Here is a 26,434-nt window from a genome sequence, read left to right as displayed (position 1 = left end):
ATCATCCTCCCTATGTCATTGCCGCGGCCCGGTTTTAGTGCACCTCGACTTCTGAGAATTGCATCAAATAGTCCGTGGAACCAACCTTTCTGAGATTGGTTGCATAGATCCTCACCTTGCTTGTCGTATCCGAATAGCCCCAGGAAAAAGATTGCCCATCGTTTCCGGGTTGGGGATAGCCGGTTTTGGTTACCCGATCCACCCAAGCGGTTCCGTCCCATATTTGGAGTTTAAAATCGATCGGGAAGCCGGCTCCGACATTTCCGCTATCGTTTCTCGGAAATAGATTGATGCTCGATATGGTCTTCGGAGAAGCCAAGTCGACGACCAGCCACTCGGTGTGATTCGCTGTCACACCCGTCGCACTCGAGTATCCCAGCGCGCCATTAGCCGAGTTCCGTTCTCCATCTGTAACATACCCCTTCCCCCAACCCCAATAGGTACTTTCATTCGAGCTGGAGGCGGTGACCGTCGAGGAGGTGGCAAGATTATTTCCATCCGTCAAACTGTTATGAAGCACCTTTACTTCAGCGAATTGCATCAGATAATCGGTTCCGCCTACCTTCCTGAGATTCGTCGCATACATTCTGATTTTGTTTGTTCTGTCCTTAAATCCCCAGGAGAACGTTTGAGGAGCATTACCCGGAATCGGGTAATTCGTTACCGATACCCGATCCACCCACGAGCCGTTCCAGACCTGAATTTTGAAATCAATGGGGAAACCTGCGCCTATGTTCCCGCTATCGTTCCTCGGATAAAGGGTGACACTTGAGAAGGTTTGCCGTTCCGGAAGATCGATTTCCAGCCACTCGGTATGGTTTGTCGTCATGCCGGTTTGGCTGGAATACCCCAGCGCTCCGCTAATCGAATCGACGATCCCATCCGTGGCATATCCTTTTCCCCAGCCCCAGTAGGTGCTCACGTACTCACTTGATGCCGATACAGGGGAATTCAAGGCCAAATTCTCTTCCGCCTGCCCCGTCGTCCCATAATAGTCGGGGTTCCAGAAACGAGCTTTGTAGGTGGCGGCCCCGGTCACCGTTCTCGAGCCGACGTGTGAGCCATCGACGGAACTATACAAATCCACCGTATCCGTACACCAAACGTTGATAGTGCAAGCACCTGCCGGGGATTTGTTAACATCCGGCCGGGTTTCGTAAAATTCACCGGTAGACAAATTCCCCGCTGACCTGACCTCATTTTGTTGGAGATCTCCGGAAGGCTTGGAAATACTTTTCGTTGATTTGTCGTATAGATAAACCCCGTCGCTTGTCGTCAGTACCAATTTATTCTTATCATTATAATAAGGCTGGAGATCATGGGCCCACCGGGAAGGCACAAGATCCTTGCGGTATGCCGGATCTTCGGTGAGCGTAGGATTAGCAGCCGTTCCCCCTACGATCAATGCTGTCAATATATGCACTCCTGTCACGGGATCTTGCCCGTTTACCCAGAGTCGGTTTCTGTCCGGGTCCCACAAAACGGCATGGGCGAAGTTGATGTCGTACTGGGCATAGGTCGAGTTGCTCGACCCTTGCGAAGACGCATACACCCTAACCCAATTGCCATTTGATGCAGCAAGGGCGATATTCCCGTTCGGCAACAGCTCTGCCTCGTGCAGGTTCCCGGAGATGACATTCGCCCATTTCTTTACGCCCCCTGGATAGGAAACAATGGCGGCAAACGAAGAATCCGTTACGACTACCCATTGCCCCCCCCCATACGCTGCTATTCCGCAGCTTCATGCCGGAACCACCATTCCATGCGTTGATTTCAGATGCAGTGAATCCAAGAGCGGTCGAAGGGGCAAATTCCCATTTGATTGCGCTATCGCTATTCCAATCGGTGACGGCTGCATCGTAAACATGCATTTTTTTGGTTGTACTATCGGTCGTGCCGATCCATGTCCCTGTGCCCGCGTCTACCGGATTCGTCTGAGCGAGAATCGCGCAAATCATACTGATTATAAGCATGTACCGGAAAATTCTTTTCCCCCCTGCCCCTGTAGGAAGAGCATGTAGGTTCTTGCTCGCATCTTTTCGCATCTTCATTCCTCCGTCCGGATATGATCGTTGGATGGCGAAACCTAGCAATAATCCGGCCGCCATATACGCGCCTTATAAATGGCGGCGCCGTCTTTGACAAACACTGCCTCTTCTTGGAACTGATGAATCTTGTCGGTAGCCCATTCGTAGAGGCAGCCCTCTTCCGGTTTTGTTAATACAACGGGGCCATTGGGGAAATTCCCGATGCTTTTCACGAAACGAAGATCAAACGGATCGTTCGTCAGAAGAGGCTCCGACCACGCGACGGCCGATTTATCGAAATGATAGACACCGTAATTCGTCGTCACCCAGAGGCGGTTAGTGTCGCCATAAACAGGGGATAAATCGTGGCCGTACCTCGTCGGCAAGTAGCTGCGAAGCGAGGGATCCTCCTGCAGCAAGGGAGCTGAAGACGTCCCCGATACGACCAAGGCGGTGAGGTAATCGTCCCCTACCGTCCATAGAACCTGTCGAGTCGGATCCCACAGAACCCCATGAGCTCCGGGAAGCTCGTATTCCGCATAGTGGAAGGGAGCATCGCTTTGGGAGGCTGTGTAAAGTCTCACCCATCCTCCATGACTTGCCGCAATGGCCATATTCCCATCCGGCAGCAGTTCCGCCGCGTGAGGATTGCCGCCGACATCGCAAGCCCACCTGGGTGCTCCCCCTTCCGGATAGGATACGATGGCGGCCAGCCCATAGGAATCCGTCACCAACATGCACAATCCTTCGAAGTGAGGACTATGCCGCAATTTTACGTCGGAAGGAAGCCCCCATGCATGTAGGCTGTGCTCGGCATTCGGATGCCATGACCACTTGACGGCTCTGCCATCCTTCCAATCCGGAACCTCCGGATCAAGCAACAGGATTCGTTTGGAGGCTTGATCCGTTACCGCCAGGAGGCGGGGCGTATCGGCGAATATAGTGGATTTTACGAAATTAGGTTCCGTCATCACGAACTTCTTCTCACCAGTCAATGGCTTCCAGTCCTTTCCAACACGCCGAAACTTGCTCGGCCGTCTGATTCCGCACTTCGAAAATCATGGGTCCGCGATAGCGAGTCTCCTGAAACGAACGAAAAACGTTCGGCCACTGGATGACTCCGCTGCCCGGCAGCCAATGCTTCTCGTCAACCCCGTCATTGTCAGAAATATGGGTCGTCACAATCCGTGATCCAAGCTCGCGGATAAAGCTTTCCGGCGATTCCTTAAATAAGTGATTGACGTCGCAGCAAACGTTCAGTGCCGGATTCCCCTCTAACAAATAACGAATTTCGGTCGAAGAATGCCCTAGACAAGTTCTCGGTAAGCATTCGATCGCCAGCGTAAGGTGGAGGCGTTCGACTTGTTCCGTTAGCCGGTTCAAAGACTGGCGGCATACTTCCAAGCGGGATTGCCGTTCCTCCGGCCGTATGGGTTCATAGCTCGGATGGAGAACCGCATTGGGAATTCCCCACTCCGATGCCAGTTCTATGACCCAGGCAATCTTACCGTGGGCCGCCTCCCTGACTTGCGCATCAAGAGAGGACAGATCCCATTCCACACCGAACGGGATATGAAGCGACCAAACGGAAATCCCCGCGTTTCTCGCCTCGTTTACGATCCGCGTACAGGTCCTTCTGTTCTCCGGAGTGAAGATATCCAGCTCCCGCCAATTGAGTTCCATACAGCGGATCCCGTTGTCGGCAAGACTGGACAGATCTAACGGCTTCGCTGCATTATAAGACATGCCGAGCTGCCACCCGTCGAGACTGTTATTGTCGAACGTTAGAGCCAATTTGCTCCCTCCCGCCATGAAAATGAACCCTCCCGACAATTTCGGAAATCGTCGTGGAGGGATGGCCGTGCTTTAATTATTCATGCTGTTGGCTTCGTCAATGATTTCTTGCCCGTGGTTTTTATAGAAATAGTCGACCCATTTGTCGAACGTCTCGAGCGGCTCGCCTCCGGTAACGATCTTCATTTTGATCTCGTCAAAATAGGTGATCAAATCCGGCAAATATTGGGAAGCTTTAGGTCCGGCAATTTTCAAAGCGTTTTTAACGCCATATTGGGACTGGATTTTCATATCGTCGGAAGTGCCTGGTTTGGTCGCATCGCTAAGCTTGCCGAATTCGATCATTTTATCGTCGGGAAGCATATGCGTGGAGGAATAGAGCAGCCGGTAGGAGAAGCGGTAATTGTCCGCTTTCGCTTCTTCCGTCGCCTTCGAAGCAGGCATTTCCGATAAGAATTTCTCTCCTAACAGCTCGCTGTTGACGCCCAGCACCCCCATATTCAGGGCATCGCCCAACGTTTTGTTATAATTGACCGAAGTGTCCTTCTCCATAAACCAGTTCAATAGCTTCGCAATAGCGGTAGCTTGCTCAGGTGTCGTGCCCTTGGTAACCGCGAACAAGTTTCCTACGTTATCCCCGCGCGGAACCCCTTGCCCGCCTTGAGGCCCTTTCGGAGGAGTAAGCACGATAAACTCCGCATTCGGATCTGCTTTCTTGATATTGTTGTTGATTCTTCCGCGCATAGCCGAATCATAAAACGTGGCGGCGCCGTATTTTCCGCTGGTCAACTTTTCTTCCAGCTTACTGTAGTCGAGCACCAACGACTCCTTGTCATAAACCCCGCTCGCATACATTTCCTTAAAGTAGGCAAGGGCTTCTTTCGCGCCGGGGGCCACGATATCGGGCAGCAGCTTGCCGTTCACCCGATGCCAGTTAATATTTTTGTTTTGAGTATCCAAATTCACCCTGAACGACAAGGCAAGCGTGCTGTCCATGAAGATCAGATTTTTTTGGCTGGCGAATCCGAACGTATCCTTCTTGCCGTTTCCGTCAGGATCCTGATTCGCAAACGCCTTCATCACATTCATGAGCTCCTCCGTTGTTTGCGGGACCGGAAGCTTCAGCTTATCCAGCCAATCCTTGCGAATATACGTGACCAACGGATTTTGCAAACTCGACAGCGGAGTCGGAATCAGATACTGCTTGCCAAGATACTTGCCGTTTTTCATATCTTCTTCATTCAGGTAGTTTTTCAAATTGGGCATATTATTCGTTACGAATTCGTCAACCGGAATAATCATGCCGTTGTTCGCCCAGTTCACCATATCCGTTTTGGTCGCGAGCACCAGATTTGGAAATTGTCCCGATCCCATCAGCAGCTGTTTCTTTTGCTCGAACTGCGCTGCGTCGCGGGGGGCGAGAATCCAATTGATTTCGAGATCCGGAAATGCTTTGCTGATGACATCCGTCCATTTGTTCTTATTGGGATCCACGCCGGCCGGAAGATCCCACAACCCGTTCAGAATGGAGATCTTAACCTTCCCCGTCTTGGTCGGTTCCCCTGTATTCCCACCGGAAGGGGTCACCTCGGAACCGGTTTTTGAGCAAGCCGACACAAGCAGCGCGATTGACGCCGACAACAGGAGCGAAGCCGTTCCTACTTTTCTCATTGCGCACCTCTTATTTTTTGTTTTTCTGCTGTTAGCTCTTAATGGCCCCCAACGTAACGCCTTTAACAAAATACTTTTGCAGGAATGGGTACACAATCACAATCGGCATCGTGGAGACAACGATGACAGCCATTTTTAAGTTCTCCGAACCGAACATGTTATGCATGTCTTGATCAGCGGCATGCTGGCTGTCAATAGAGCTCTGCGCGAAGATGAGCATCTGATTCAGCACTTGCAGCGGATACAGCTTCGGCGATTGAATGTACATGACGGCCGGAACATAGATATTCCAGAAATGAACCGCCGCGAACAGACCGATGGTCGCCACGATAGGTTTCGAAATGGGCAAGAAGATCTTCGTCAAGATCTGAATGTCATGGCACCCGTCCAGTGAAGCGGATTCTTCCAGCTCGGACGGCAGCTGTTCAAAGAAGCTTTTTACCAATAACATGTAGTAGACATTCATGAGGCCCGGCAAAATCAGCGCCCACAGCGTATCGTAAATGCCCAACCTTTGAATATTGAGGAAGCCCGGAATCATGCCGGCGCTAAAAAACATGGTGAACAGAAAGTAGAGCATAATCGTCCGGCGGGCAAGAAGCCTTTTTTTGGACAATGCATACCCGCTTGTAATGACCACAAACAGGGTAAGCAGCGTTCCCGCCAACGTTATGAATACCGTGACCTGAATGGAACGCATAAACATAGGACTTTTAAACACCAGGTTATAGGCATACAAGTTGAACTCTTTGGGCCAAAGGCTTACTTCTCCCGCCATGACCATCGAGTTGCTGCTAAGCGATTTGGCAATCACATTCAGGAATGGCAGCAGCATCGCCAACGCGAGCAACAGCATCAAGAGCAAATTGAACCTATTGAACCATCTTTCCCCGGTAGACAGCAGCATGTTTGAAATCCCCCCACGGTTAAGTCCTTGGGCATAATGGCGATTGTACGAGACCCATTATCACCATAGCCCTCCTCCGACTCTACGGCTTAACCGATTTGCGATCATGATTAACGTAAACCCGATAACGGACTGAAACAAGCCGACGGCCGTCGTAAAGCTGTACTTGCCTTGAAATAATCCGAGACGGAACACATACGTGGAGAGAACGTCCCCTACATCGTAAACATTCGCCGAGTAAAGGACTAGGATCTGCTCGAAATCGCTACCCATCATGTTCCCGATCCTCAGCACCAGCAAAATAATGATGGTCGGCATAATGGCGGGTAACGTGACGTGCAGCGTTTGTTTCCATCTTCCCGCCCCATCAATGACAGCCGCATCGTAATACTCCGGATTGACCCCGGTGATGGCCGCCAAATAAATAATCGCCCCCCAGCCCACATTCTTCCAGATCTCCGAGATAACCAGGATGGCGCGAAACGCCCGCGAGTCCGTTAGCAGAAACAATTGACTGCCTTCATAGCTTAGCCAGTTTTGAATGGTTGTCAGAATCCCTGTGTTGGGTGATAAGATCGCAACCACAAACCCGCCAATGACGACCCACGAAAGAAAATGCGGAAAATACGTAATGGTTTGCATCCATCGCTTCACCATCATCGACCGGATCTCATTCAACAACAAAGCAAACACAATGGGAGCCGGAAAGGCGAACAAGATTTGATACCCGTTCAGAATGAGCGTGTTCTTGAAGGCCCTCCAAAAAAACGGGGAGTCGAACAGCTCGGTGAAATTGCGCAGCCCTACCCAGTCACTGCCCCATATTCCTTTGATCGGATTATAGTTTTTGAAGGCAATGATGACACCGTACATGGGTAAATAGTGGAAGATAAAGGTGAGAACGACCCCTGGCACCAACAAGACAAACAACAATTTTTGTTTGCCGAATGTCTGCAGCACCTTATGTTTTTTTATTCGAACAGTTGCCGCGGTTGTAATGATGACACCTCCTTTTTATCCCGTCGTGTTGAAACCGTTTACATGTTATAAAGTAACAGGATCCCGTTTCGCTTTCTACAGTACGTTTATTGGATTAGGCTTCACTTCTTTAGTTAACATGCGCTGTTTCACTTTTATGGATGGAGTCTTCACTCTTTTAGGCGACATGCACAAAGAAAAAACGGATCCCTAAGCCTAGGGCCAAGGGATTCGCTTAATTCAGTTGACGCCGATATTGTCCTGGTGTACACGATTCATACTTCTTAAAGAAACGGTTAAAGCTTTGCGTATTGTGATAGCCTACTTTCTTTGCCACTTCATCCAGCGGCATATGGGGGAACCTCTGAAGGAGCTCTTTACTTTTGTTGATCCGCAGCTTGTTCACGTATTCCACATAATTGATGCCCGTTCCATCCTTGAACAGTTTGCTGAAATAGGCCGGATTCAAACCTATTTGCCCGGCTAAGGATTCGAGCGTCAGCTCTTGATCGTACTGTTCCCCGATCATGGTCTTTGCCATTTCCACTTTGCCATGGGTATCACTCTTCTCGTCCAAGTCATGAAGGCGGGAGATGATTTCCTTGTAAAATCGCTTCACCCAGCTTTGGAGATCCTGAGCGGATTCCAGGTTAGCGAGCTCATGATAAACCGCTCTTTGCATAAGCTCCTGATACAGGATAACATGGAGTTCTTCCAGCTTTTTGATGGAAGCGGACAATACTTGTAGCCACATATTCATGTTTTGCGTCCACGTGATGGACGATTTCCCTTTGGCATAGCTGATCAAATCATCAACAGCCTGCATCACGCCGCTCTCATCTGCATTCGCCAAGCTATAGCATATTTTCTTTTCATAAAAAGCAACCTGCATGGTTGGTAATGCCATATCACTCGAAACGTCGGTGTGGTAAACGAGAGAATAGCGCGCTTGCCTGCATGATTCGTAAATTTGCGCCCACCCGCTGACATAGCCCCCAACGCCGATTCGCAGAGGAAAGGGCACAAGCTCTATCATGGCACTTTTCATTTCTTTGACAAAATGATTCTTCCTATTCTCATCCTGATTATCCGAATTGACGAGAAGTACAACGGTATCGGAATCCATCTCGAACGCCAGGCCCTTTAATGCGTACTTTTCCATCAATTCCTCGGCCAGCATATAAGCGGACAGTTTTCCGGCCGCCGAATCATGATACGAAGCCTTATCCCAAATCTCCATTTTAAAACCTTTAATGAAAACAGCGAAAAAATAGTCGAAAGGGAGATCTCCCCCGAGCAACGACAGTTTCTCGCGAATGGCGCCTTCATTTAATTCCCGTCCCTCGACGACATTAAACAACAGCTGGTTCCGCATCAAATCTTTGTTCGTATCGAGGAACGTCTCCAAATGCGCCTTGTTGTTCAGCACCTTATGGTAGAGCTGATCGATGATCCCAAATTCATCGCTGCCGCCGGGTGCCGAGTCGACCGTCGGATTGTTTAAAATCCGACGAAGCAAGCTTCTCAAGGGGCGATACAAAATTCTTCCGTAGACAAAGGAGAACATGACGGCTACCGTACTCGCCAATAAAAAAATCAGCAGCGACATTTGCCCGAATACACTAATTTTGCTGGTTAGACGTTCTGCGGGAAGCAAAGAAACCAGCGTCCATTTATTCAAGCTCAACTCGCTTCTCGATACGACCAGGTTCTGATGCTCCCTCTTCACGGTACGATAGTTCCCCGGTATGGGGTCCGCCGCCACAGCCTGAAGCGATTCCCAACTGCAATCGTTGCCTTCGCACCAAATCGTTTGGTTCTTTTCGTCGAGTATGGTGATCGTATCCTTATCGGACGTTCGGATCGGTTCAAAAATTTCCTTGAACTTTGCTGCGCTCACGGTAATTACAATGGCGCCTACCGTTTGATAGGAAGCATTTTGTATCGGTCGAACCATATACAACATGCGGTCCCCCTCATCGGGATAAAAATAAAATCGGGTATAATCCGAGTGCAGCATCGTTTCGTCCAAGGCCGTCGTTTGCTGAATCGGCAGCAGGAAAGCATTGTTCGTTGTATGGGTGCCAATGACGTAGTCGAATCGATCAAACACTACATAGATCGAGGAGAGGTACCGGCTCCCGCTCCGCATGGTGCCCAGTTTATCCATCAGATCGTTGAATAACTTCGCATCGGAGGTGTAGTCCGTCTGCATAAAATAACTCACGCTGGGATCGTTCAGCAGCGCGCTTGCCGTATACGTCATTTCATTGATCATCATGTTTCCGTTCAATGATGCCTGTTCCAGTAATTTGGTATTCGAATTGCCGATTTCGTCCATCATGCTCTTGATAAACTGATGATGCAGCGCATACACCGTCGCCGCTGTCGGAATGACGGCAACGAGGAATAAGCCCGCCATCAATTTATAGAAGAACATTTTTCCTCTTGGATAAAAGAGCAGCAATCGATTCACCGAATTAGTCCCCCCGACTCGATTAAGAATCGTTATCTATGCCAAAGAATGCTATGCAGGCGGTTGGTTTATCGAACGTGCAGCTCAAAACCGCTCTTCCCGCGGAATCGAACTGTACCTCTCCCCCCTCGGAAACCCACGCGTTCCGGTCTACCTTTTCGAAGCTGATATATTGACATTGGGTAGGCCGGGGGGTCCCCCACGGCTTGCCGAAGGAACTGGCGAATGCGACCATAACCCCTTTTCCGGTCGAAGGGTCGATTTTTTCATATACTTCTCCATTACTGCCCGGCAATCCTGTACGCCTTATGGTGGCTTTCGTGATTTCATCACGAACCTGCTTGTACAAGGATAGGCATTTTGCCATCAAGTCCACGCCTTCCGCCGATAGGTTCAACAAATCCCCCCAAATCCCATTCTGGCCAAGAATGAGTGATCCGATATTGATCCGTTGTGATTCTTTTGGATCATCCGCTAAATAGTGGGTTAACAAAAGGACGGTAGGGATCCACTTGTCGTAGGTCAGCGGCGACCGGCAGATCCAACCCCGTGCAGGACCGGGATGAAAAAACAGGTTCTCATTAGAAAACTGAATATCTACATTTTTGGAAATATCGAAATTTGCAAAGTACGGACCATTATTAAGAAGGAAGAACTTTCCGGCGGACAAGAAGCTCAGCCCTGCACAACGATATCCTTCCGTAATGTCCAAATCGATGATGGCGTCAGGACACTGAGAGGTCACCTTTTCCACAATACGAGTCAGATAAAGCGGGAGCTCAAAAGCATAGCATTGTTCCCTTTCCTCTAATGAACAATGGGTATTGCCGTGATGGTGGTCAGGGTCGTTGCAGCCATATTGACCAATCGCATCCCATTTAAAATAAGTCACTCCGATTTCCCGGTGTAACCGGATTAATTCATCAGCGAAGTCAACGGCATAGTCGCTCACCAAGCACATGGGCGAGCTTTCTTCGGTTTCCCAAACCGGATGCTTATCATAGACCTTTCCGTTATAGGATTGACGATTGTTTATGTTATGGGAAAGCATTCGGCTGCTGGCTGCCGCGGCCTTGGGATCGAACCACAGCCCCAATTTCATCCCGTAATTATCCAACTTGGCCTTGATCAAATGCATTCTGTCCGGAAATCGAGCCTCATTCACTTGCCAGTCGCCTGTTTTATCGTACCATCCCGTATCGATGACGAAGACTTCGATTCCAATCGCGTGCGCTCTGTCGATCTCCGCATCCATTCGAGCAAAATTCATGGAATCCAAGTACGACTTCTGGTACCAATGTTTATTTCTTTCCTGAAAGGCCCAGGTATTGTAAAACAAATACGGTTTCCTGGATTCGTTATTTAGGCTGAGATACCGGAGAACGAATTGCCGATAGTAGGCAGCCATGCTTGTTTCATCCCCTGCACAGATGCCTGCCTCAAACCAGATCGTGTCGTAGGAAGAACGGGGGCCAATCAGTCTTCCCTTATAGTAGTTGCCTTTCACCGCACGAACACGAACACTTCGGTTTCCCTTTAGTGCAAAGGCAAGGTAGGCATCCGGATATTGAGACCCGTGTTCATAGGCGATCAAGGAAGTCAGGTTGTCCAAGGTGCTAACCATCATGGGCCCCATAATCCATTGATTGGCTTCGAATTGCTCCTGCCTAACCTCCGTTTCGGTCATGGTATAACTATGGACCATCTCGTTAAACTCGGAGAAACGCACCTCTTTGGCGGATCCCATGGCATGGAATGAAAAGTATAGGATGGAATCTTCGCCATGAGTCTTGGTCATTTGGCACTCGCGAACACTCATCAACGAATATCGAAATCGAATGATGGGGTTGTCGTACGCCATTCGAAAAACCAGCTTGACGCTTAGAAATGGATGCGACATCAACGGGCCCTGCAGTTCAAACTCATGACTTCCGTTCGCCAGAGCGCAGGTTCGGATGAGCTGCACGCCGGCAAGTTCTACAGGTATCGTTTCGCCGTCGATCTCAAAGCTCGGCGCACTGATCGGATAGGTCTTACCCGAGGCCAAATCGCGAAGCAGCCAAAAGGAATCCCGCTTTCCTTTCATCTCGATTTCAGTCATTCCCTTTGCGACCTTTATTATCACTTTGATCTACACCTGCCTTTCATTGGCTCTCCCAACCAGAACTTTCTTCGGCTGCTGCTCATAAATCTGCTGTCATCCCGCCATCGGCGACGAGGGTGGCCCCTGTCATGAAAGAATTTTCGGGACTGGCAGCGAACATAACAACGGTGGCGATCTCCTCGGGTTGTCCTACGCGGCCGATCGGCTGCGCTTCATTCCATTGCTTCATGATTTCCTCACGAGGCATTCCCAGGTTTTTCACGCTGTTCTCAAGCATCGGGGTTTGAACGGCACCGGGAAGTACGGTATTAACCCGTATGTTCTGACGGGCATAATCAAGCGCTATGGCCCTCGTCATGGCCACGATGCCCCCTTTGGAAGCCGAATAAGCCGAATACCCCTCAAGCGTTGCCAGGGCATGAACGGAGCTGACATTCACGATCGAACCGCCGCCATTCGCGAGCATGCACGGAATGACTTCCCTGCAACACAGAAATACCGAGGTAAGGTTATTCGTGATCACTTGATTCCATTGGTCCAGACTCATATCGGTAAGGCGAATTTGAGGACACATGGCAGCATTATTCACCAAGACGTCGATTTTCCCAAGCTTGCCCAGCGTATCTCGAATTACCCTTTTCACATCGATTTCCAGAGCCACGTTGGCCTGCATCTCAATAGCTTGGCCCCCGGCGTCTATAATTTCCTGCGCAACAGTCTCCGCATGGGCGGCCATAAGATCAATTACGACGACCTGCCCCCCTTGGGCAGCGAACTTATGGGCAACCGCGCGCCCTATTCCGCCGCCGCCACCCGTCACCACGATAACCTTCCCCTGCCAATTCATTCCGAACCTACCTCCACATACGTAACGTTATGGTTCCGATGCCAAAGTCCGAATGCCCTCCCTCTACAAACCCAGCATTATTTTGGCGACCTTCCCCGGACCGGAAATCAATTTCTCAAAGCACAGACTCCCCTCGCTTAAGGAAGCGTGCTCCACCCAGGGGAGCATACTGACTCTTCCTTGTTCAATCCACAATAGGGCCGTTTCAAAATCTTCTCTTGAATACGCGAACGCCCCCATGGTTAGCGTCTCCATGCGGATCATGTCGTTGACCTGCAGATTGCTTTCCGCCTCATGCAAGCCGGTGAAGACAACTTTGCCACCAGGCCGGGCCGCCTTTACGCTGATTCTGCGGGTAATCTCCGCTCCAACCGCATCAACGACCGCATCGAAGCCTCCTTGGAATGTAGAATCAATCTGATCCAGGCCGGTAACGGCGATTCCGCCAAGCTCACGAACGATTTCTAGTCTGGCTTCATTGAGATCAGCAACCACGATATTGCGAAGTCCGTAAACTTGAGCAGCCTGTAAGGCGAACAGACCGATGGGTCCGGCTCCATATATCAGCAATCGGTCGGTCGGCGTTAAGGCCAGCAGCCGGCATACATGAACCGCACATGCAAACGGTTCGGCGAATGCCCCTTCCTCCCAAGACACGTGATCCTCCAATCGATATACATTTGACGCAGGTACGGCAACAAATTCGGCAAATGCTCCCGGCCTGTGTGCGCCAAGTAAATTTCGTTCGCCGCATAATTGCGACTGTCCGTTACGGCAAAACCGGCAATGTCCGCATGTTACCAAGGGGTTGGCTGTCACGCGATCTCCCCTTTGCCATCCTTCCGCCTGAGAACCCAACCGTTCCACAACGCCTGAAAATTCATGGCCCATGATCAGCGGCGGCTTGCGAAGGGAGTTATGACCCAAGTAACCGCTAAGCTCGGAGCCACAAATTCCAGCCCGCTTCACGCGGATTAACACCTCATCTGGCCGGAGGTCGGGAACCGGAACTTCTCGGATTATCAGGGAACGAGGACCTTCATATACCAATGCTTTCATATCCATTCGGCTCCTTTATTCAACTCGCTCGCGTTTTTCCCAGCCTTGCTTAAACAAGGGCAGCCAGTGGCCGGGGTCATACGGATGCTTGGCGATTTCGTCCAAGTTAAGCTCGAATCCTAAGCCCGGCCGTTCCGGCGGCTGAAGATAACCGTTCTCGACTTTAAACGCTGGAGACAAGATGGCCTGTGCCCACGGAGCATTAAACTCATCAAAAATTTCATGCAGAAAGAAATTCGGACTGGCCATGTTCAAATGGGCACAGACGATGGAACATATGGGGCCTTGTGCGCTGTGCGGAGCGGTTACCCCATTATGGGCATGGACCATCCCGCATATTTGCTTCGATGCACTAAGACCCAAGAATTGCGGCTCTAACTGAATGATATGAACGGCATCGTGTTTGAGAAGCTCCGCGAACTGCTCACGATTATAGTAATCCTCACCGCATGCAACCGGCACCGGACTACGCTTGGCCACTTCGATCACGGAGGAGAGCCGGTAAGGGGGAACCGGCGCTTCAAACCAAGTTGGACGATACGGTGCCATCGCTTCTGCGAACTGTAGGGCCGTATGAACACTGAAACGGTTATGCCCCTCGATTAAGAGATCGGCATGGGGACCGACCGCCTCACGGACAACGGCGATTTTTCGGACGGCATCAGCAAAATCGGCTCGCTCTACCGTTCGCCAGGCCACTCCAAAAGGATCGAACTTCAATGCCGTGTAGCCTTTCGCAGCGACTTCCTTGGCTTGGGCGTGCAAGCTCTCTTCATCGGTTCCGCCACGGTACCAACCGTTGGCATAGCAGCGCAGGTTATGATGGCATTTGCCTCCGAGCAATTTGTAAACCGGTTGTCCCGTCGCCTTCCCCATAATATCCCAGCAAGCGGTTTCAATTGCCGCAAGCGCCGAGCCCTGAATCTGACCTCCGTCCGAGTATACATCCCGAATCATCTTCAAGGAAATGGTCTCCACATCAAACGGACTCATTCCGATAACCAAATGCTTAAGCTCATGGATCGCGGCCTCGACTGTCTTTGCAAAGCCATTTAAGGTTCCTTCCCCGATACCGGTCATTCCCTCGTCGGTTTCCACCTTGACGAAAAGCCAGTTTTTCCACTGGTTTCCAACGATATAAGTATGTACATCCGTTATCCTCATGTCCTTTACCCCCTCATTTGATTGAGTAAAAGGTAACATGGCACCTGTATATCTACAAGATGTCTCACTTGTATACATCAAAGCATGATCTTTTTTACAAACTCAATATGGTGGTACACCAGCTCTTCAGCGGCAGTCGGATCGTTCCCCTCCAGCGCTCTTCGGATTTGCTTGTGCTCATTCAAGCTTCCCGCCAAGCGATTATGATTTTTGTAAAAGGTGACCCGTACCGCCATCAAAAATTTATCCTGCAGCCTCGACATGACCTCCCTGTACTCCTCGTTGTCTAACCCCGCGATAATCGTTTCGTGAAAGGTACGGTCCAGCTGGACAAATCCAACAATGTCCTCCTCACGTACGCAATGCTCCTGCCGTTCTAAATTCTCATCTAACCGGTGAAAAAAAGGCGGATCCATCTTTCCTGTCAGTTGCTTGACTGCAAAGGTTTCCAATGAAAGCCGCAGCTCATATATCTCCATGATTTTCTTAAGGGAAAGTTCTTGAACGATCACTCCCTGGTTGGGCGCAAGCTTCACCAGTCCGATCATTTCAAGTCTGTCCATGGCCGAACGGATGGGCGTTTTGCTCATTCCCAGAAGCTCGCTTAGCCGTTTCTCGGAAAGAAATGTCCCGCCTTCCCATTCCCCGTTCACAATTTTTTGTTTGATGGTTTCGAACGCTACTTCTCTTAACGTGGTTCCCATGACGGGCATAACACTTGCTTCCTTTCGATGAACCGTTGTTTTATGATAATTATACCATTTCTATGTGGGGGGAATTGCCAATTGCGTACACCATCCTTACGCCATCATGCTTATCAATCGATTCACCAATGGATTGTTTCCGGACAATTGCCAAAAGGGACATCGACTTCTGAGGGTGCACTGAGCTCGATGCTGGATATGAGCCGCACACCTGTAAGAGCCGCTCTTCAACAGCTGGAACAAGAGGGATACGTTCGAATCGCTCCCAAACATGGAGTCATTATCTTAGATTCGTCTTCCCAACGAGTAAGCGATCTATTGGAAATTTTGATTTCCCTTGTCTTATTTTCGGTACACGCCGCATGGGAATTAAAACATCAGGAGCTCCTGGAATATTCATCCAAACAACTTCAATCCTTTCGGGTTCTACTTAACTTGGATACGGTTGATGCCGATTCTTTGGTTATATTTGAATATGGCTATATGTTGGGTCTCATTCGAATCGGCCGCAATGAAGAAATGTCCGTCCAATTTCAGAACACCGCCTCTAGAGTATTTTGGTCTGCCAACAACAAGAGGTGGAAGGCCCCTTATCAAGCGGAAACCACCCATGCAATCGGTCAACTGCTCATGGCGATACCAATCGGTTTGGGTGCCTTTCGTGAGTCCTTATTTCTCTATCTGCAAATTATAAAACGAACCTGGCTATAGGCGACCTGGCAGGCGGTCTCGTCAGCAAAAAAGGCCAAACTCCCCCAGGAGTAGGCCCTCGATTTACCTATCCGATTCCATAACAATTAAATAAACAAAAGCAGGCTGACCGCCATGATGACCATTCCCCCGATAAGCCCGTAAATGGAAAGGTGTCCCTCGTCGTACCGTTTGGCTGCGGGCAGCAGGCCGTCCAGCGAGATAAACACCATGATTCCGGCAACCCCGGCAAAAATGACCCCGAACAGGAAATCGTTCAAGAAAGGCATTAAGATGAGGTAAGCCACAAGGGCCCCTACCGGCTCGGAAAGCCCGGACAGGAAGGACAGCTTGAAGGCCTTTTTCCGGCTGCCCGTGGCATAGTATATCGGAACGGAAACCGCAACCCCTTCGGGCACATTGTGAATGGCGATAGCAATGGCAATGGCGATGCCGAGCGACGGATCCTGAAGTGCGGACGTGAACGTCGCGATCCCTTCGGGAAAGTTGTGAATGGCAATGGCCAAGGCGGTGAAGGTGCCCATCTTCTTCAACGCCCGTTCGTCGGAGGCTTTGTCGCTCTCCAAGCGGGCTTCCGCATGGGGGTTCTCCTGCTGGGGGACGAATTTATCGATAAGCGCGATGAGGAGCATGCCGCCAAAAAAGCCTATCGCCGTATACCAGTTCCCCGCCGGACTGCCCGAAGCGGAGACCAAGGCATCCTTGGCCTTCACATAAATTTCGATCATCGAAACGTAGATCATGACCCCGGCTGAGAAGCCAAGCGTCAAGGACAGAAACTTCTTGTTCGTCGTTGGCGTCACAAACGCCAATAAGCTGCCGATCCCGGTCGACAAGCCCGCGACCAGCGTCAACCCGAAAGCCAGCCATACATTTTCCGGCATTCCGCAGCTCCTTTGCCATAACCAAAATAGTTTTCCCTAAGGAAACATTTTAGGTCATATCAAACTTTTTGTCAATCATCCGGCCGTGGCCGGAAGAGGGCGGGTCAGGTCCGAGGCCAGGCATTTCTCGAGCGGAAGATAGATTAGGGAAGTCGTCCCCACTCCCTCTTCGCTCTCGAATACGAGCTCCGCTTCCTCTCCGTAGAAGACAGCAAGCCTGGCGGCGACATTGCGCAGCCCGAACAGGTCCTTGCCCTTCCTCTCGTCAGCGGGAACCCCGCTGCTTTCGCGGGAAGCCCGGTCCAACTCCGTACGAATATATGCCAGCCTGTCGGCGTTCATGCCGATTCCATTGTCTCGGACCCCCAGCACGAGCCGATTGCCTTCTACCATAGTAAAGATGACGAGCTCGCCTCCCCGGCTTCTTTTCTCCAGCCCATGCAGGATGGCATTCTCCACCAGCGGCTGAAGCAGAAGCTTGAGCACCTGATACGGCTTGCTTTCCTCCGAAACGGCGTACCGGACCGTAAAATGATCGAGAAAGCGGAGCTGCTGAACCTTGATATAGTATTGCAAATGCTCGATCGTCTCCGAGATGGACACGGCTTCCCTGCCTTTGCTGAGGCTGAGCCGGAAGAACTTGGAGAGGTTCAGCACCATTTCGCTGATCTCGTCGGCTTCGTAATTTTTGGCCGTCCAGTAGATGGAATCCAGGGTGTTGTATAGAAAATGCGGGTTGATCTGCGACTGCAGAAACTTGAGCTCGACCTTGGACAACAGAAGCTCCTTCTCGTAGTGATCTCGAATAAGGCTTCGCTGGTTCTCGGCCATCCGATTGAAGGATTCGATTACATAGCCGAGCTCATCGACCCGCTTATCCGCGAGCTGGATGTTGAAATTCCCTGTCCTTAGCTGCTTCATCCCGTACGCAAGCTTGCGGAGCGGCGAGGAAATTCCCCGGTAGACGATCCACGAAATCCACACGGCCAGAATCAGGCTGAGGGCAATAATTCCGTAGGCAAACCGCTTTATGATGTCGGTCTCCCGGCGAAGCTCCTTCAGCGGCTGCTCCAGCACCATGGACCACCCGGTGAAAGCGGAGGTTACGCGAATGCTCACCAAATCCTCACCCGTATCCGGAGAACGGCGGATCGTCTTCTCCTCTCTTTGGAGGTTAAGCTCCTGCGTCCCTGTGCCAATCCCGGTTCCCGTGATGAGATGCCCTCCCTTGCCGTACAGGTAGAGATTGGCTTGCCCGGACGGAAGCAGCTTGCGGGCCACCTCGATAAGTGTGCTTTTCTTCAAGGACAAGAGCAGCAGATTCGGGTTAATGACCGTCCGGTTATATGGGTCCATCGTGCGGATGAGGTAGACGCTGTCGGACGCGAGATAAGCATCCCCCTCCTGGGGAGTGTAGAAGATCATGCCTTCGTCGGATTCCATCAGCGACCGGTACCACCCCTGCTTCTCCGCCCCTTCGGGAAGCCGGATCCCCCCGCCCTTCGTGGAAATGACGGTACGCGAGGGCATATGGATGATCGAGATCTGGTCGACCATCAGGTTAACGGCCGAGATATCGGTGATTTCGTTCATCACCTGGGCGAACTGAACATACGCCCGTTTCTCCGGCTCCCGGCCCACGCCCTGAAGATTGGAGTTGATTTCCGTATGGAAAGCCACGAGCGAAGAAAGCTGGACGATGTTCTGCAGGGCGAGATCGAGGGAATCGGCCATCGCATGAAGGGCCGCCTGCGTCCTTTGGCCGGTCTGCTCCTCCAGCACCGCTTGGGAGCGGAAAATGGCGAACAGGCTGAGCCCGACGAGCGGGAGCAGGATCAGAAGGAAATACCAGGTCAGCCGGACTTGAATATAACCGGCCAACCGGTAGCGTATGCGGGTAAGCCATTCTTTTGCGGTCATGCCGTTTGCTCCTTTCGGGCGGTATGCGAACCCCTGGTTAATGGCCGTTTTCCCGCCACCACTCGTTCACCTCTCCGGTAATTTCGTCGCCGCCCATCTCCTTCCACTTCTGCACGAACGTATCGAAGTCGTCGAGGGGGCTGATCCCCGCCACGATCCGGGTGAAGGTCTCCTCCTGAAGGCCGGACAGCTTCACCTGATGCTTGCCCATGGCAGGCACGGATGGACCCGTGAACCGGTTGATCATCAAATGGCTCTCGATGCTCTGCACGTTCTCAGAGAGCCGCAGGGAGGGGCCGAGCGCTTCCAGTCTCTCCTTCGTCATGACGGGATCCGCCATATCTGCGAGCGCTCCGTAGATGCCGCGGTAGCCCTGCTCCACATGCCGGTCGAACCGGATGGCGAGACGGTCGTTCTCCCTCGTCCAGACATCACCTTGGAAGCCGAGCTTCAAGGTCGTTTGGCCGGGACCCGCCACGAAATCGAGGAAGCGGATCACTTCCTCCGCATGCCCGCTTCCGACGGGAATCATGTTGTACGACCGGACCACCGGCGTGTTGTAGACCCCGCTCCGCCCGCCGCTTCCGACCGGAAAGTCCAGCGGGATCCACTCCGCCTTCGGATCCTTCGCCCGGTTCGCGGCAATATACGTCCGGGTGTCCGACCAGGCGGCGGAATAGAGGCCCACCTGGCCGTTCGCGATTTTATCCCCGAGCACCTCCATCTTGTTGATGGGAAATTCCGGGTCGAGCACATCCTGCTCGTACAGGTCGCGGAAATAGGCAAGCGCCTGCTTCATCTCCGGAAGAATGCCGGAATAGACAAGCTTGCCATCCCGCTCGTACCACGCGTTCCACTGCACCCCAAACGCGCCCAAGAGGGGCGACGTGCGGCCCATGCTCTCCAGCATGGAGAAGCCGTAGGTGTCATTCCGGCCGTCGCCGTCCGGGTCTTGTCCGGCAAAGGCTTTCATCACGGCCGTATACTCCTCCAGCGTATGGGGAGGCTTCAGCCCGAGCCGGTCCAGCCAATCCTTGCGGGCGTACATGATCTCGTTTCCTTTCACCTCATTCAAACTCGGGATCGCGTAGATTTCCCCGTTTACCGTCACCATATCCCAAGCCTCCTGGGGAATCTTCTTCTTCAGGTTCGGGCCGTATTTCTCGATAAGGCCGGTCAAGGGGAGAAGCGCACGGCGGTTCACATGATGAACGAACCACGAGGAATTGCTTGTGTTAATCATATCGAGTCCCTTCCCGGAGCCCATGATCAGGTTCAGCTTCTCGTCATACCCGTTCAAAGGAGGCAGGGTCACATTCAGGCGGATGCCCGTTTCCTTCTCGATATAGTCCACGTAAGGGTTGTGGTTCACATCCGTTCCCTTAGGAAAGGCAACGCCCAGGCTGTTGGCCACGATTTTGATCTCCCGGGTTTTTTCATGGGGAGAAGCCTGGGGAGAGCTCGGTCCGAGGACCGAGCAGCCGGCGGAGAAGACAGGCAGAAGGACGAAGATGAATGAAACGGTTTTACGCAGCACGGGCTTGTTTCTCCCCCTTTGATTAGGACTTATAGGCTTTTCCTCCTATTATAATGCCTTTTCCCGCTTCCATCGACGGATAAGTCGACTGACTCCCTCTCAAAGGTTATTAAAGTACCAAAAAGAGTCATGGTCCTCCGCTGTCCCCCCGCTGCCCCGGGACTACAATGAAGATAGCCGGGCGAGGTTGGCCCTGTATGCCGACGTAAGGAGATGATGGATGAGTAAAGACCTGTCCATAACAGCTGATTAACCCGGATAGCCGGTTTGGCTATCCCCTGTCGTTCGTTTCTCGTTCCCATTCCCTTAAATCTTTCAACGAGGTGTTCCCATTGGAAAAAGTCCGCATTGCGGTGATCGGAGCCGGCTCCATCTCCGCAGCCCATCTACGAGCCTATCAGAATCATCCGGAGGTGGAGCTCTACGCCATCTGTGATTTGAACGAAGAACGCGCCACGGCCAAAGCCGAGCAGTACGGGATTCCCCGGGTGTTTACCGATTACCGGGAGCTGCTCACGCTTAAGGAGATTGACGCCGTCAGCATTTGTACGTGGAACAACAGCCACGCGCCTATCTCCATCGCCGCCCTGGAGGCGGGGAAGCACGTCCTCACCGAAAAACCCTTATGCAAAACGGTGGAAGAAGCGCTGGCCGTCGAGGAAGCGGTCCGCCGTTCGGGCAAGACGCTTCAGGTCGGGTTCGTGCGCCGGTATGGGGCCAACACCGAGATTGTGCGCACCTTCGTCGAGAATGACGAGCTTGGGGAAATCTACTATGCCAAAGCTTCCTGCATCCGCCGTTTGGGGAACCCGGGCGGATGGTTCGCCGATGTGGAGCGCTCGGGCGGCGGCCCGCTTATCGATGTGGGTGTCCATGTCATTGACCTGTGCTGGTATTTGATGGGCCGCCCGAAGGTCAAGACGATCTCCGGCAATACCTACAACCGGCTGGGCAACCGGGCCAATGTGAAGAACCTGTCCTACTACAAAGCCGCCGATTACGACGCGTCCCTTAATACGGTGGAGGACATGGCCAATGCCTTGATCCGATTCGAGAACGGGGCTTCCCTCCTCGTGGACGTCAGCTTTACCCTGCATGCGAAGGAGGACGGCCTGACCGTCAAACTGTATGGGGATAAAGGCGGTGTCGAGCTCGAGCCGGAGCTGACCATCATCACCGAGAAGCACGACACGATCCTGAACGTGACTCCCCAGATCAACAACCGGACCTTCGATTTTATCGCCGGCTTCCAAAGCGAAATCAACACCTTCGTCGGCGTATGCCAAGGAAAGGCGGAAACCCTCTCCCCCGTCGAAGACGGCGTCGAGATGATGAAGATCTTGTGCGGCATTTACGAATCGGCCGAAAAACAGAAAGAAATCCACTTCTAATCTGGAATCACCGCAGCTAACCCATACGAAAGGATGATTTCCTTGAGTAAAGCGAAATGGCTTCGATTTCCCTTATTGGTTACCTTGTTGGCTTCTTTATGGCCAGCTGGGGCATGGGCCGCCGATTCCGGCACCACTGCCTCGCAAGCTGCCGCTCTCTCCCCCTCGTCCTCCATCTCCGCCGACGATTACATAGAAGTGGAGGCGGCCCCGGCCGACGTTACCGTCGAGATTGAAGGGCCGAGGAAGCAAATCAACGCCGTCGATGAAGACATGACCGGCGTAACGGATTACCTCGCCCTGTTCACAACCGAATATGCCCCGCAGATTACCGTCGGCAAAACCTCGGTGGCAGTCGTCGTCGATTCCACCTCCCGGGTCACCCGGGTCGTCAATCCGTCCGTTAACGGCGGGGTACCGGTCTGGACCGGCCCGACGGACCTGGCGCTTCCCCCGGGAGGCTATATTCTCGTGGCGAACGACGACAGCTGGGCAAATAAAACCTATAAGCAGTACCTTGCCAAAAACTTTAAAGTCGGCGACGCCATCAAGCTCCGCAAGAACGATCAGGTCGTTCCGGTGACCGATCTTATGACTGGCCAAGGCCTGAAAGCCCGGCTGAAGCTGGACAACGACGCCTGGAGTACGGTCACCTCGCCTTCGGTTGGGGTAACCGGCAAGGTGGAAAATCTGGATCCGGCGGCTTCCTATTCCGTTCAAGTCAAGGACAGTCTGGTTTCCTTGCAGGCGGACGGCACCTTCCACACCACGGTCGGCCTGCAGGAGAGCGTCAACTACGTGGACGTGGCGGTGCTCAAGAACGGGACGGAAACCGACCGGAAGTCGCTCGTCGTGTTCTACAAGAAGCAGACGGACGCCCCCAAGGAAGTGGTGCTCTGGGTAGACCAGGGGACGAATATCTTCAAGCTGCAGACACCGGAGGACGTCAAGAACATGCTGATGAAGGCCAAGGACGCCGGAGTGACGGCGGTCGCCTTGGACGTCAAAGGCGTGGAGGGCTTTGCCAATTACAAGAAGAATGACCTGACCGGCCGTCCTCACATTTCCCAGATGACCGCCCCCACCCGGGCCGGCGCCAACCCTAATCTGGATATGCTGCAGGAGTTCGTGACCTCCGGTCATCAGCTGGGGATCAAAATCCACGCTTCGTTCAATGTCTTTGCCGAAGGCTCACCCGCCCATAATGAATATGCCCTGCTCAATGACCATCTGGATTGGGAAGAACGCGTGTTCCGTCCGGAGGACGGCGGGAAAATTCTCCGCTTGCGGGACAGCCAATACTACAAAACCGGCAAATCGCTCGTCGCTTTCGTCAATCCGGCTAACGACGATGTCCGGTCCTTCGAGCTGAAGAACCTCGAAGAGGTCATCAAGAACTATGACGTGGACGGCATTGTGCTGGACCGCGCCCGTTACGACAACGAAACCGCGGATTTCAGCGAGGTGACGCGAGCCAAGTTCGAAGCCTTCCTGGCCGCCAAAGGGAAGACGCTTACGCACTGGCCGGCCGATGTGTACACCTACGTGGACAATGCGCGGCAGTACGGACCGCTGATCAACGACTGGTGGGAATTCCGTTCCCTTATTATCAAGTCGTTCTTCGATGAGGTTCGTGCCTTGACGAACACGTATACGGACCAGAAGGGCAAGAAGATTCAGATGTCCGCCTATGTCGGGTCCTGGTTTGAATCCTATTATTTAAACGGCGTCCATTGGGGAAGCCCCACCTTCCGCTACGATGACCGCCTGAATTTCCCTTCGGACGACCTGTACACCGACTCCTATGCGAAGACCGGGTACGCGAATGACCTGGATTTCCTGATGATCGGCACGTACCAGACGACCCAGAAGGAGATTGAGAAATACATTACCCTGGGCAACATCGTGACGGACGGCAAGATTCCGATGTACGCGAGCATCGCGCTTGCCAACATCCAGGACCCGGCGCTTCAGCGGTCGGTTTTCCAGACGGGGCTCGCCCAATCCAACGGTTTGATGCTGTTCGATTATTCCCAGGTTAACTGGCCGGTGATCAAGGCCTCCCTGCATGACGAGGTCTATGTAAAGGATTATCAGCTTGGCCTGAGCGTTCCCGGCAGTCCGGAGGCCTTCCTCGAAGGGGACGAGCATAACGTCAGCCGGAACGAGAACAACCTGAATGTGTTTACCGATTCGTTCGGCCAGTCGACGGCAACCAATAAGTTCGGGGTGGAAGCGGTCGTCGACGGCAAGGGCAAGGTGACCCAGGTGGTGAACCAGACCCAGGCGCTAACCTGGAACTGGACGAACCCGTCGCCGAACAATAGCCTTATTCCGACCGGCGGTCTCGTTGTCTCCGCCTTGGATGCCTCCGGGGTGCGAACGAAGAGACAGCTGGTAGCCCGGACCTACAAGGCCGGTGACGACGTCAGGGCGGCTCTCCTGCGGGGCTGGCTTGCGCTCGACCACACCTCGACTCCGCTTAAGAGTCTCCCCATTCAAGGAAATGTGGAGGTGCTGGGAGCTGGAGGCAAAGTTGAAGTCAAGATTAACGGGGGTTCGGCTGCCGTCCAGTCAAACGGCGACTTCACCGGTGCCGCCGAATTGAGCCTGGGGGAGAACACCGTCCGGATCGCTGTCTATGTTGACGGCTTGAAGACGAATGAGAAAGCCGTCACCATTACCCGAACCGCTCCCGTTCTGACGGGCCTCTCGCTGGATTCCTCCGCGTACCGCCTCGTCAAAGGCGATCAGCACCAAACCGTAGCCGAAGCGGTATATTCGGATGAATCGAAAAGAACCGTCACAGAGGGGGTCCAGTATACCTCAAGCACGCCGGATGTGGCTTCGGTCGATGAGCATGGAGTCGTAACCGCCAGGAAAGCGGGAACGGCGGAAATCACCGTGACCTACGAAGGCCAGACGGCCAAAGCTGTGGTAACGGTCGCCGAGCTGACCCTTCTCACTTACGAGTCGGAGAAAATCAGCCTCGTTCAAGGCGAGACGGTCCAAGCGCCGCTCACCGCGGTCTACTCGGATGGCGTAGAGGAACGGATCACCACCGGTCCGGCCTACTCCTCCTCTCTGGCCAAGGTCGCTTCCGTTGATAGCAGCGGCAACATAACGGCCGTGAAGCCGGGAACGGCAACCATTACCGCCGTCTACCGTGACAAGCAGACGGAGCTGAAAGTGAAAGTTTTCAACGATCATAAAGCGAAGCAGAGCGAAGAATAACCGGCCCCAGGCCGTAAGTCTCCTTTCTCCCCTGCCGAACGAAAAAGCATCCCGGCCTTCGAAAGAAGGACCGGGATGCTTTTTTTGATATTGGCTGGCTTTAGGATGGCTTGCTTCTGCCTACGTTTAGCGGGAAGAACAAATTACTTCTTCGGAAGCTCCACCCATTGGTAAGGAGTCTCCTTCGCCTTACGGCCATTTTCCAGAATAGCCGCGATGGCAATCGTCTCTTGCTTATCAAGCTTCACTTCCCGGGTCCGGAAAAACTCGGTGAGGCCCTGGATAAAGGCGCCGAAGAAGTTCGATTCAATCTTCAGCATGCGGTTCTTGCCGTTATCGTATTTAAGCGCCATGGCGAACGGACAGTCATCGCCGTAATGATGAATTTCGGCCTGCCGGCCGCCGGAGAAGCCGATTAGCATGGACTCCGACTGATCCGTACCGGTCCACATGACCCGTTCGGCCTCCGTTCCCATCAGCTGCACAATAGGCTCTACCTGGTGAATCGAGTAGGTCTCGAACTTGCCCGCGCCAAAGCAGCTGATGGCGGCGATTCCGGCTTTCTCCACATCCGCATATTCGGCCGCATAACGCAGAGCGGAGGAAGAGTACATCGGGGTTCCGTGCTTCTCGGCCAGCTCGAACAGGCGGACCGCCGTCTCCCGGTCGGGAGCGAAGGTTTTGTCTATGTACACCGGCTTACCGGACTGAAGCGGAAGCCGGGCCAGCTCTTCATGGTATTCGGGGTTGTTCGGCGACAGCACGACCAGCGCATCGCACGCTTCGATGACCGCTTCAATGGAACCGAGCAGCTCGATGCCCTTCTCCCGGCACCACTCCGCGTTCGGCTTCATCCCTTCCTTCTCGCTCAAGGCAAAGGCATGGGTGACTTTCATCTCCCCGTTGGTCGCCTCGTCAATCCAGCCCGGGTACATCTTGGAATGCCAATTGTCCAGAAAATAATCGATAAACCCAATCTTCATCATATTTCTCTGTTCTCCTCTCCTGATGGAAAACCCCCGGAAC

20 protein-coding genes are annotated in these 26,434 nt (G+C 52.6%); 3 read left to right on the top strand and 17 right to left on the bottom strand.

Annotation, left to right across the window (positions count from 1 at the left end; translation table 11 throughout):
- Window positions 1-34 precede the first annotated feature (34 nt).
- The 13 genes from MJA45_RS13410 to MJA45_RS13350 all read right to left on the bottom strand — a co-directional run bounded on the left by MJA45_RS13410 (window position 35) and on the right by MJA45_RS13350 (window position 15,740).
- Complete coding sequence (locus MJA45_RS13410) at window positions 35-1,603, bottom strand: discoidin domain-containing protein (RefSeq protein WP_315607751.1); 1,569 nt, start codon at window positions 1,601-1,603, stop codon at window positions 35-37.
- The gene (locus tag MJA45_RS13405; protein ID WP_315607750.1) at window positions 1,554-2,045 is read right to left on the bottom strand and encodes a hypothetical protein; all 492 of its coding nucleotides are present in this window, start codon (window positions 2,043-2,045) and stop codon (window positions 1,554-1,556) included. Before MJA45_RS13405 ends, MJA45_RS13410 begins: the two co-directional genes overlap by 50 nt.
- A 41-nt stretch (window positions 2,046-2,086) precedes the next feature.
- Window positions 2,087-2,998 (bottom strand): DUF6528 family protein, encoded by a 912-nt coding sequence (locus tag MJA45_RS13400; RefSeq protein ID WP_315607749.1) that lies wholly within the window; start codon window positions 2,996-2,998, stop codon window positions 2,087-2,089.
- Between the two features lie 13 nt (window positions 2,999-3,011).
- Entirely contained in the window at window positions 3,012-3,839 is an 828-nt protein-coding gene (locus tag MJA45_RS13395; RefSeq protein ID WP_315607748.1) for a sugar phosphate isomerase/epimerase family protein, read from the bottom strand.
- Between the two features lie 54 nt (window positions 3,840-3,893).
- Window positions 3,894-5,492 (bottom strand): type 2 periplasmic-binding domain-containing protein, encoded by a 1,599-nt coding sequence (locus MJA45_RS13390; RefSeq protein WP_315607747.1) that lies wholly within the window; start codon window positions 5,490-5,492, stop codon window positions 3,894-3,896.
- A gap of 31 nt (window positions 5,493-5,523) precedes the next feature.
- Entirely contained in the window at window positions 5,524-6,399 is an 876-nt protein-coding gene (locus tag MJA45_RS13385) for a carbohydrate ABC transporter permease (RefSeq protein ID WP_315607746.1), read from the bottom strand.
- Window positions 6,400-6,459: 60 nt separating this feature from the next.
- Window positions 6,460-7,314: an ABC transporter permease gene (locus tag MJA45_RS13380; RefSeq protein ID WP_315608016.1), complete on the bottom strand. Its 855-nt coding sequence runs from the start codon at window positions 7,312-7,314 to the stop codon at window positions 6,460-6,462.
- 298 nt (window positions 7,315-7,612) lie between these two features.
- A complete protein-coding gene (locus MJA45_RS13375) occupies window positions 7,613-9,853 on the bottom strand; it encodes a helix-turn-helix domain-containing protein (RefSeq protein ID WP_315607745.1) in 2,241 nt (746 codons plus the stop codon).
- 22 nt (window positions 9,854-9,875) lie between these two features.
- On the bottom strand, window positions 9,876-11,954 hold the full coding sequence (locus tag MJA45_RS13370; RefSeq protein WP_315607744.1) for an alpha-galactosidase: 2,079 nt from the start codon (window positions 11,952-11,954) through the stop codon (window positions 9,876-9,878).
- A gap of 82 nt (window positions 11,955-12,036) precedes the next feature.
- Window positions 12,037-12,804: an SDR family NAD(P)-dependent oxidoreductase gene (locus MJA45_RS13365; protein ID WP_315607743.1), complete on the bottom strand. Its 768-nt coding sequence runs from the start codon at window positions 12,802-12,804 to the stop codon at window positions 12,037-12,039.
- Window positions 12,805-12,867: 63 nt separating this feature from the next.
- Window positions 12,868-13,863, bottom strand: a complete 996-nt coding sequence (locus tag MJA45_RS13360) for a zinc-dependent alcohol dehydrogenase (protein WP_315607742.1) — start codon at window positions 13,861-13,863, stop codon at window positions 12,868-12,870.
- Between the two features lie 15 nt (window positions 13,864-13,878).
- The gene (locus tag MJA45_RS13355) at window positions 13,879-15,066 is read right to left on the bottom strand and encodes a mandelate racemase/muconate lactonizing enzyme family protein (protein ID WP_315607741.1); all 1,188 of its coding nucleotides are present in this window, start codon (window positions 15,064-15,066) and stop codon (window positions 13,879-13,881) included.
- Between the two features lie 38 nt (window positions 15,067-15,104).
- Window positions 15,105-15,740, bottom strand: coding sequence for a GntR family transcriptional regulator (locus MJA45_RS13350; protein WP_315607740.1), 636 nt, complete (start codon window positions 15,738-15,740; stop codon window positions 15,105-15,107).
- A gap of 72 nt (window positions 15,741-15,812) precedes the next feature.
- On the opposite strand from MJA45_RS13350, the gene MJA45_RS13345 reads away from it, so the two are divergent.
- On the top strand, window positions 15,813-16,442 hold the full coding sequence (locus MJA45_RS13345; protein WP_315607739.1) for a GntR family transcriptional regulator: 630 nt from the start codon (window positions 15,813-15,815) through the stop codon (window positions 16,440-16,442).
- An 86-nt stretch (window positions 16,443-16,528) separates the two neighbouring features.
- Here MJA45_RS13345 and zupT read toward each other — a convergent pair whose 3' ends face one another.
- The 3 genes from zupT to MJA45_RS13330 form a co-directional block, all read right to left on the bottom strand.
- Window positions 16,529-17,326 carry a zinc transporter ZupT gene (zupT, locus tag MJA45_RS13340; RefSeq protein WP_315607738.1) on the bottom strand — a complete coding sequence of 266 codons (798 nt, stop codon included), beginning with the start codon at window positions 17,324-17,326 and terminating at the stop codon, window positions 16,529-16,531.
- Between the two features lie 75 nt (window positions 17,327-17,401).
- Complete coding sequence (locus MJA45_RS13335) at window positions 17,402-19,246, bottom strand: sensor histidine kinase (protein ID WP_315607737.1); 1,845 nt, start codon at window positions 19,244-19,246, stop codon at window positions 17,402-17,404.
- Window positions 19,247-19,283: 37 nt separating this feature from the next.
- Window positions 19,284-20,783, bottom strand: coding sequence for an extracellular solute-binding protein (locus MJA45_RS13330; RefSeq protein ID WP_315607736.1), 1,500 nt, complete (start codon window positions 20,781-20,783; stop codon window positions 19,284-19,286).
- Window positions 20,784-21,115: 332 nt separating this feature from the next.
- Between MJA45_RS13330 and MJA45_RS13325 the strand changes: the two genes are divergently transcribed.
- Complete coding sequence (locus MJA45_RS13325) at window positions 21,116-22,174, top strand: Gfo/Idh/MocA family protein (protein ID WP_315607735.1); 1,059 nt, start codon at window positions 21,116-21,118, stop codon at window positions 22,172-22,174.
- Window positions 22,175-22,216: 42 nt separating this feature from the next.
- Window positions 22,217-25,408 (top strand): Ig-like domain-containing protein, encoded by a 3,192-nt coding sequence (locus tag MJA45_RS13320; RefSeq protein WP_315607734.1) that lies wholly within the window; start codon window positions 22,217-22,219, stop codon window positions 25,406-25,408.
- Window positions 25,409-25,551: 143 nt separating this feature from the next.
- Here the strand turns inward: MJA45_RS13320 and MJA45_RS13315 are convergent, their stop codons facing one another.
- Window positions 25,552-26,394: a Gfo/Idh/MocA family oxidoreductase gene (locus tag MJA45_RS13315; protein WP_315607733.1), complete on the bottom strand. Its 843-nt coding sequence runs from the start codon at window positions 26,392-26,394 to the stop codon at window positions 25,552-25,554.
- Window positions 26,395-26,434 lie beyond the last annotated feature (40 nt).

Origin of the sequence: Paenibacillus aurantius (assembly GCF_032268605.1) — a bacterium.
Taxonomy (GTDB): domain Bacteria; phylum Bacillota; class Bacilli; order Paenibacillales; family NBRC-103111; genus Paenibacillus_AO; species Paenibacillus_AO aurantius.
The sequence above is the reverse complement of the archived record's forward strand: the minus strand, read 5'-3'. Positions and strand labels throughout refer to the sequence as shown.

What these genes read in the sequence shown, in the direction of transcription:
- MJA45_RS13405 (WP_315607750.1), bottom strand. Translation starts at nt 2,045, where the DNA reads ATGCGAAAAGATGCGAGCAAGAACCTACATGCTCTTCCTACAGGGGCA.
- MJA45_RS13400 (WP_315607749.1), bottom strand. Translation starts at nt 2,998, where the DNA reads ATGACGGAACCTAATTTCGTAAAATCCACTATATTCGCCGATACGCCC.
- MJA45_RS13395 (WP_315607748.1), bottom strand. Translation starts at nt 3,839, where the DNA reads ATGGCGGGAGGGAGCAAATTGGCTCTAACGTTCGACAATAACAGTCTC.
- MJA45_RS13390 (WP_315607747.1), bottom strand. Translation starts at nt 5,492, where the DNA reads ATGAGAAAAGTAGGAACGGCTTCGCTCCTGTTGTCGGCGTCAATCGCG.
- MJA45_RS13385 (WP_315607746.1), bottom strand. Translation starts at nt 6,399, where the DNA reads ATGCTGCTGTCTACCGGGGAAAGATGGTTCAATAGGTTCAATTTGCTC.
- MJA45_RS13370 (WP_315607744.1), bottom strand. Translation starts at nt 11,954, where the DNA reads ATGACTGAAATCGAGATGAAAGGAAAGCGGGATTCCTTTTGGCTGCTT.
- MJA45_RS13365 (WP_315607743.1), bottom strand. Translation starts at nt 12,804, where the DNA reads ATGAATTGGCAGGGGAAGGTTATCGTGGTGACGGGTGGCGGCGGCGGA.
- MJA45_RS13360 (WP_315607742.1), bottom strand. Translation starts at nt 13,863, where the DNA reads ATGAAAGCATTGGTATATGAAGGTCCTCGTTCCCTGATAATCCGAGAA.
- MJA45_RS13355 (WP_315607741.1), bottom strand. Translation starts at nt 15,066, where the DNA reads ATGTTACCTTTTACTCAATCAAATGAGGGGGTAAAGGACATGAGGATA.
- MJA45_RS13350 (WP_315607740.1), bottom strand. Translation starts at nt 15,740, where the DNA reads ATGCCCGTCATGGGAACCACGTTAAGAGAAGTAGCGTTCGAAACCATC.
- zupT (WP_315607738.1), bottom strand. Translation starts at nt 17,326, where the DNA reads ATGCCGGAAAATGTATGGCTGGCTTTCGGGTTGACGCTGGTCGCGGGC.
- MJA45_RS13335 (WP_315607737.1), bottom strand. Translation starts at nt 19,246, where the DNA reads ATGACCGCAAAAGAATGGCTTACCCGCATACGCTACCGGTTGGCCGGT.
- MJA45_RS13315 (WP_315607733.1), bottom strand. Translation starts at nt 26,394, where the DNA reads ATGATGAAGATTGGGTTTATCGATTATTTTCTGGACAATTGGCATTCC.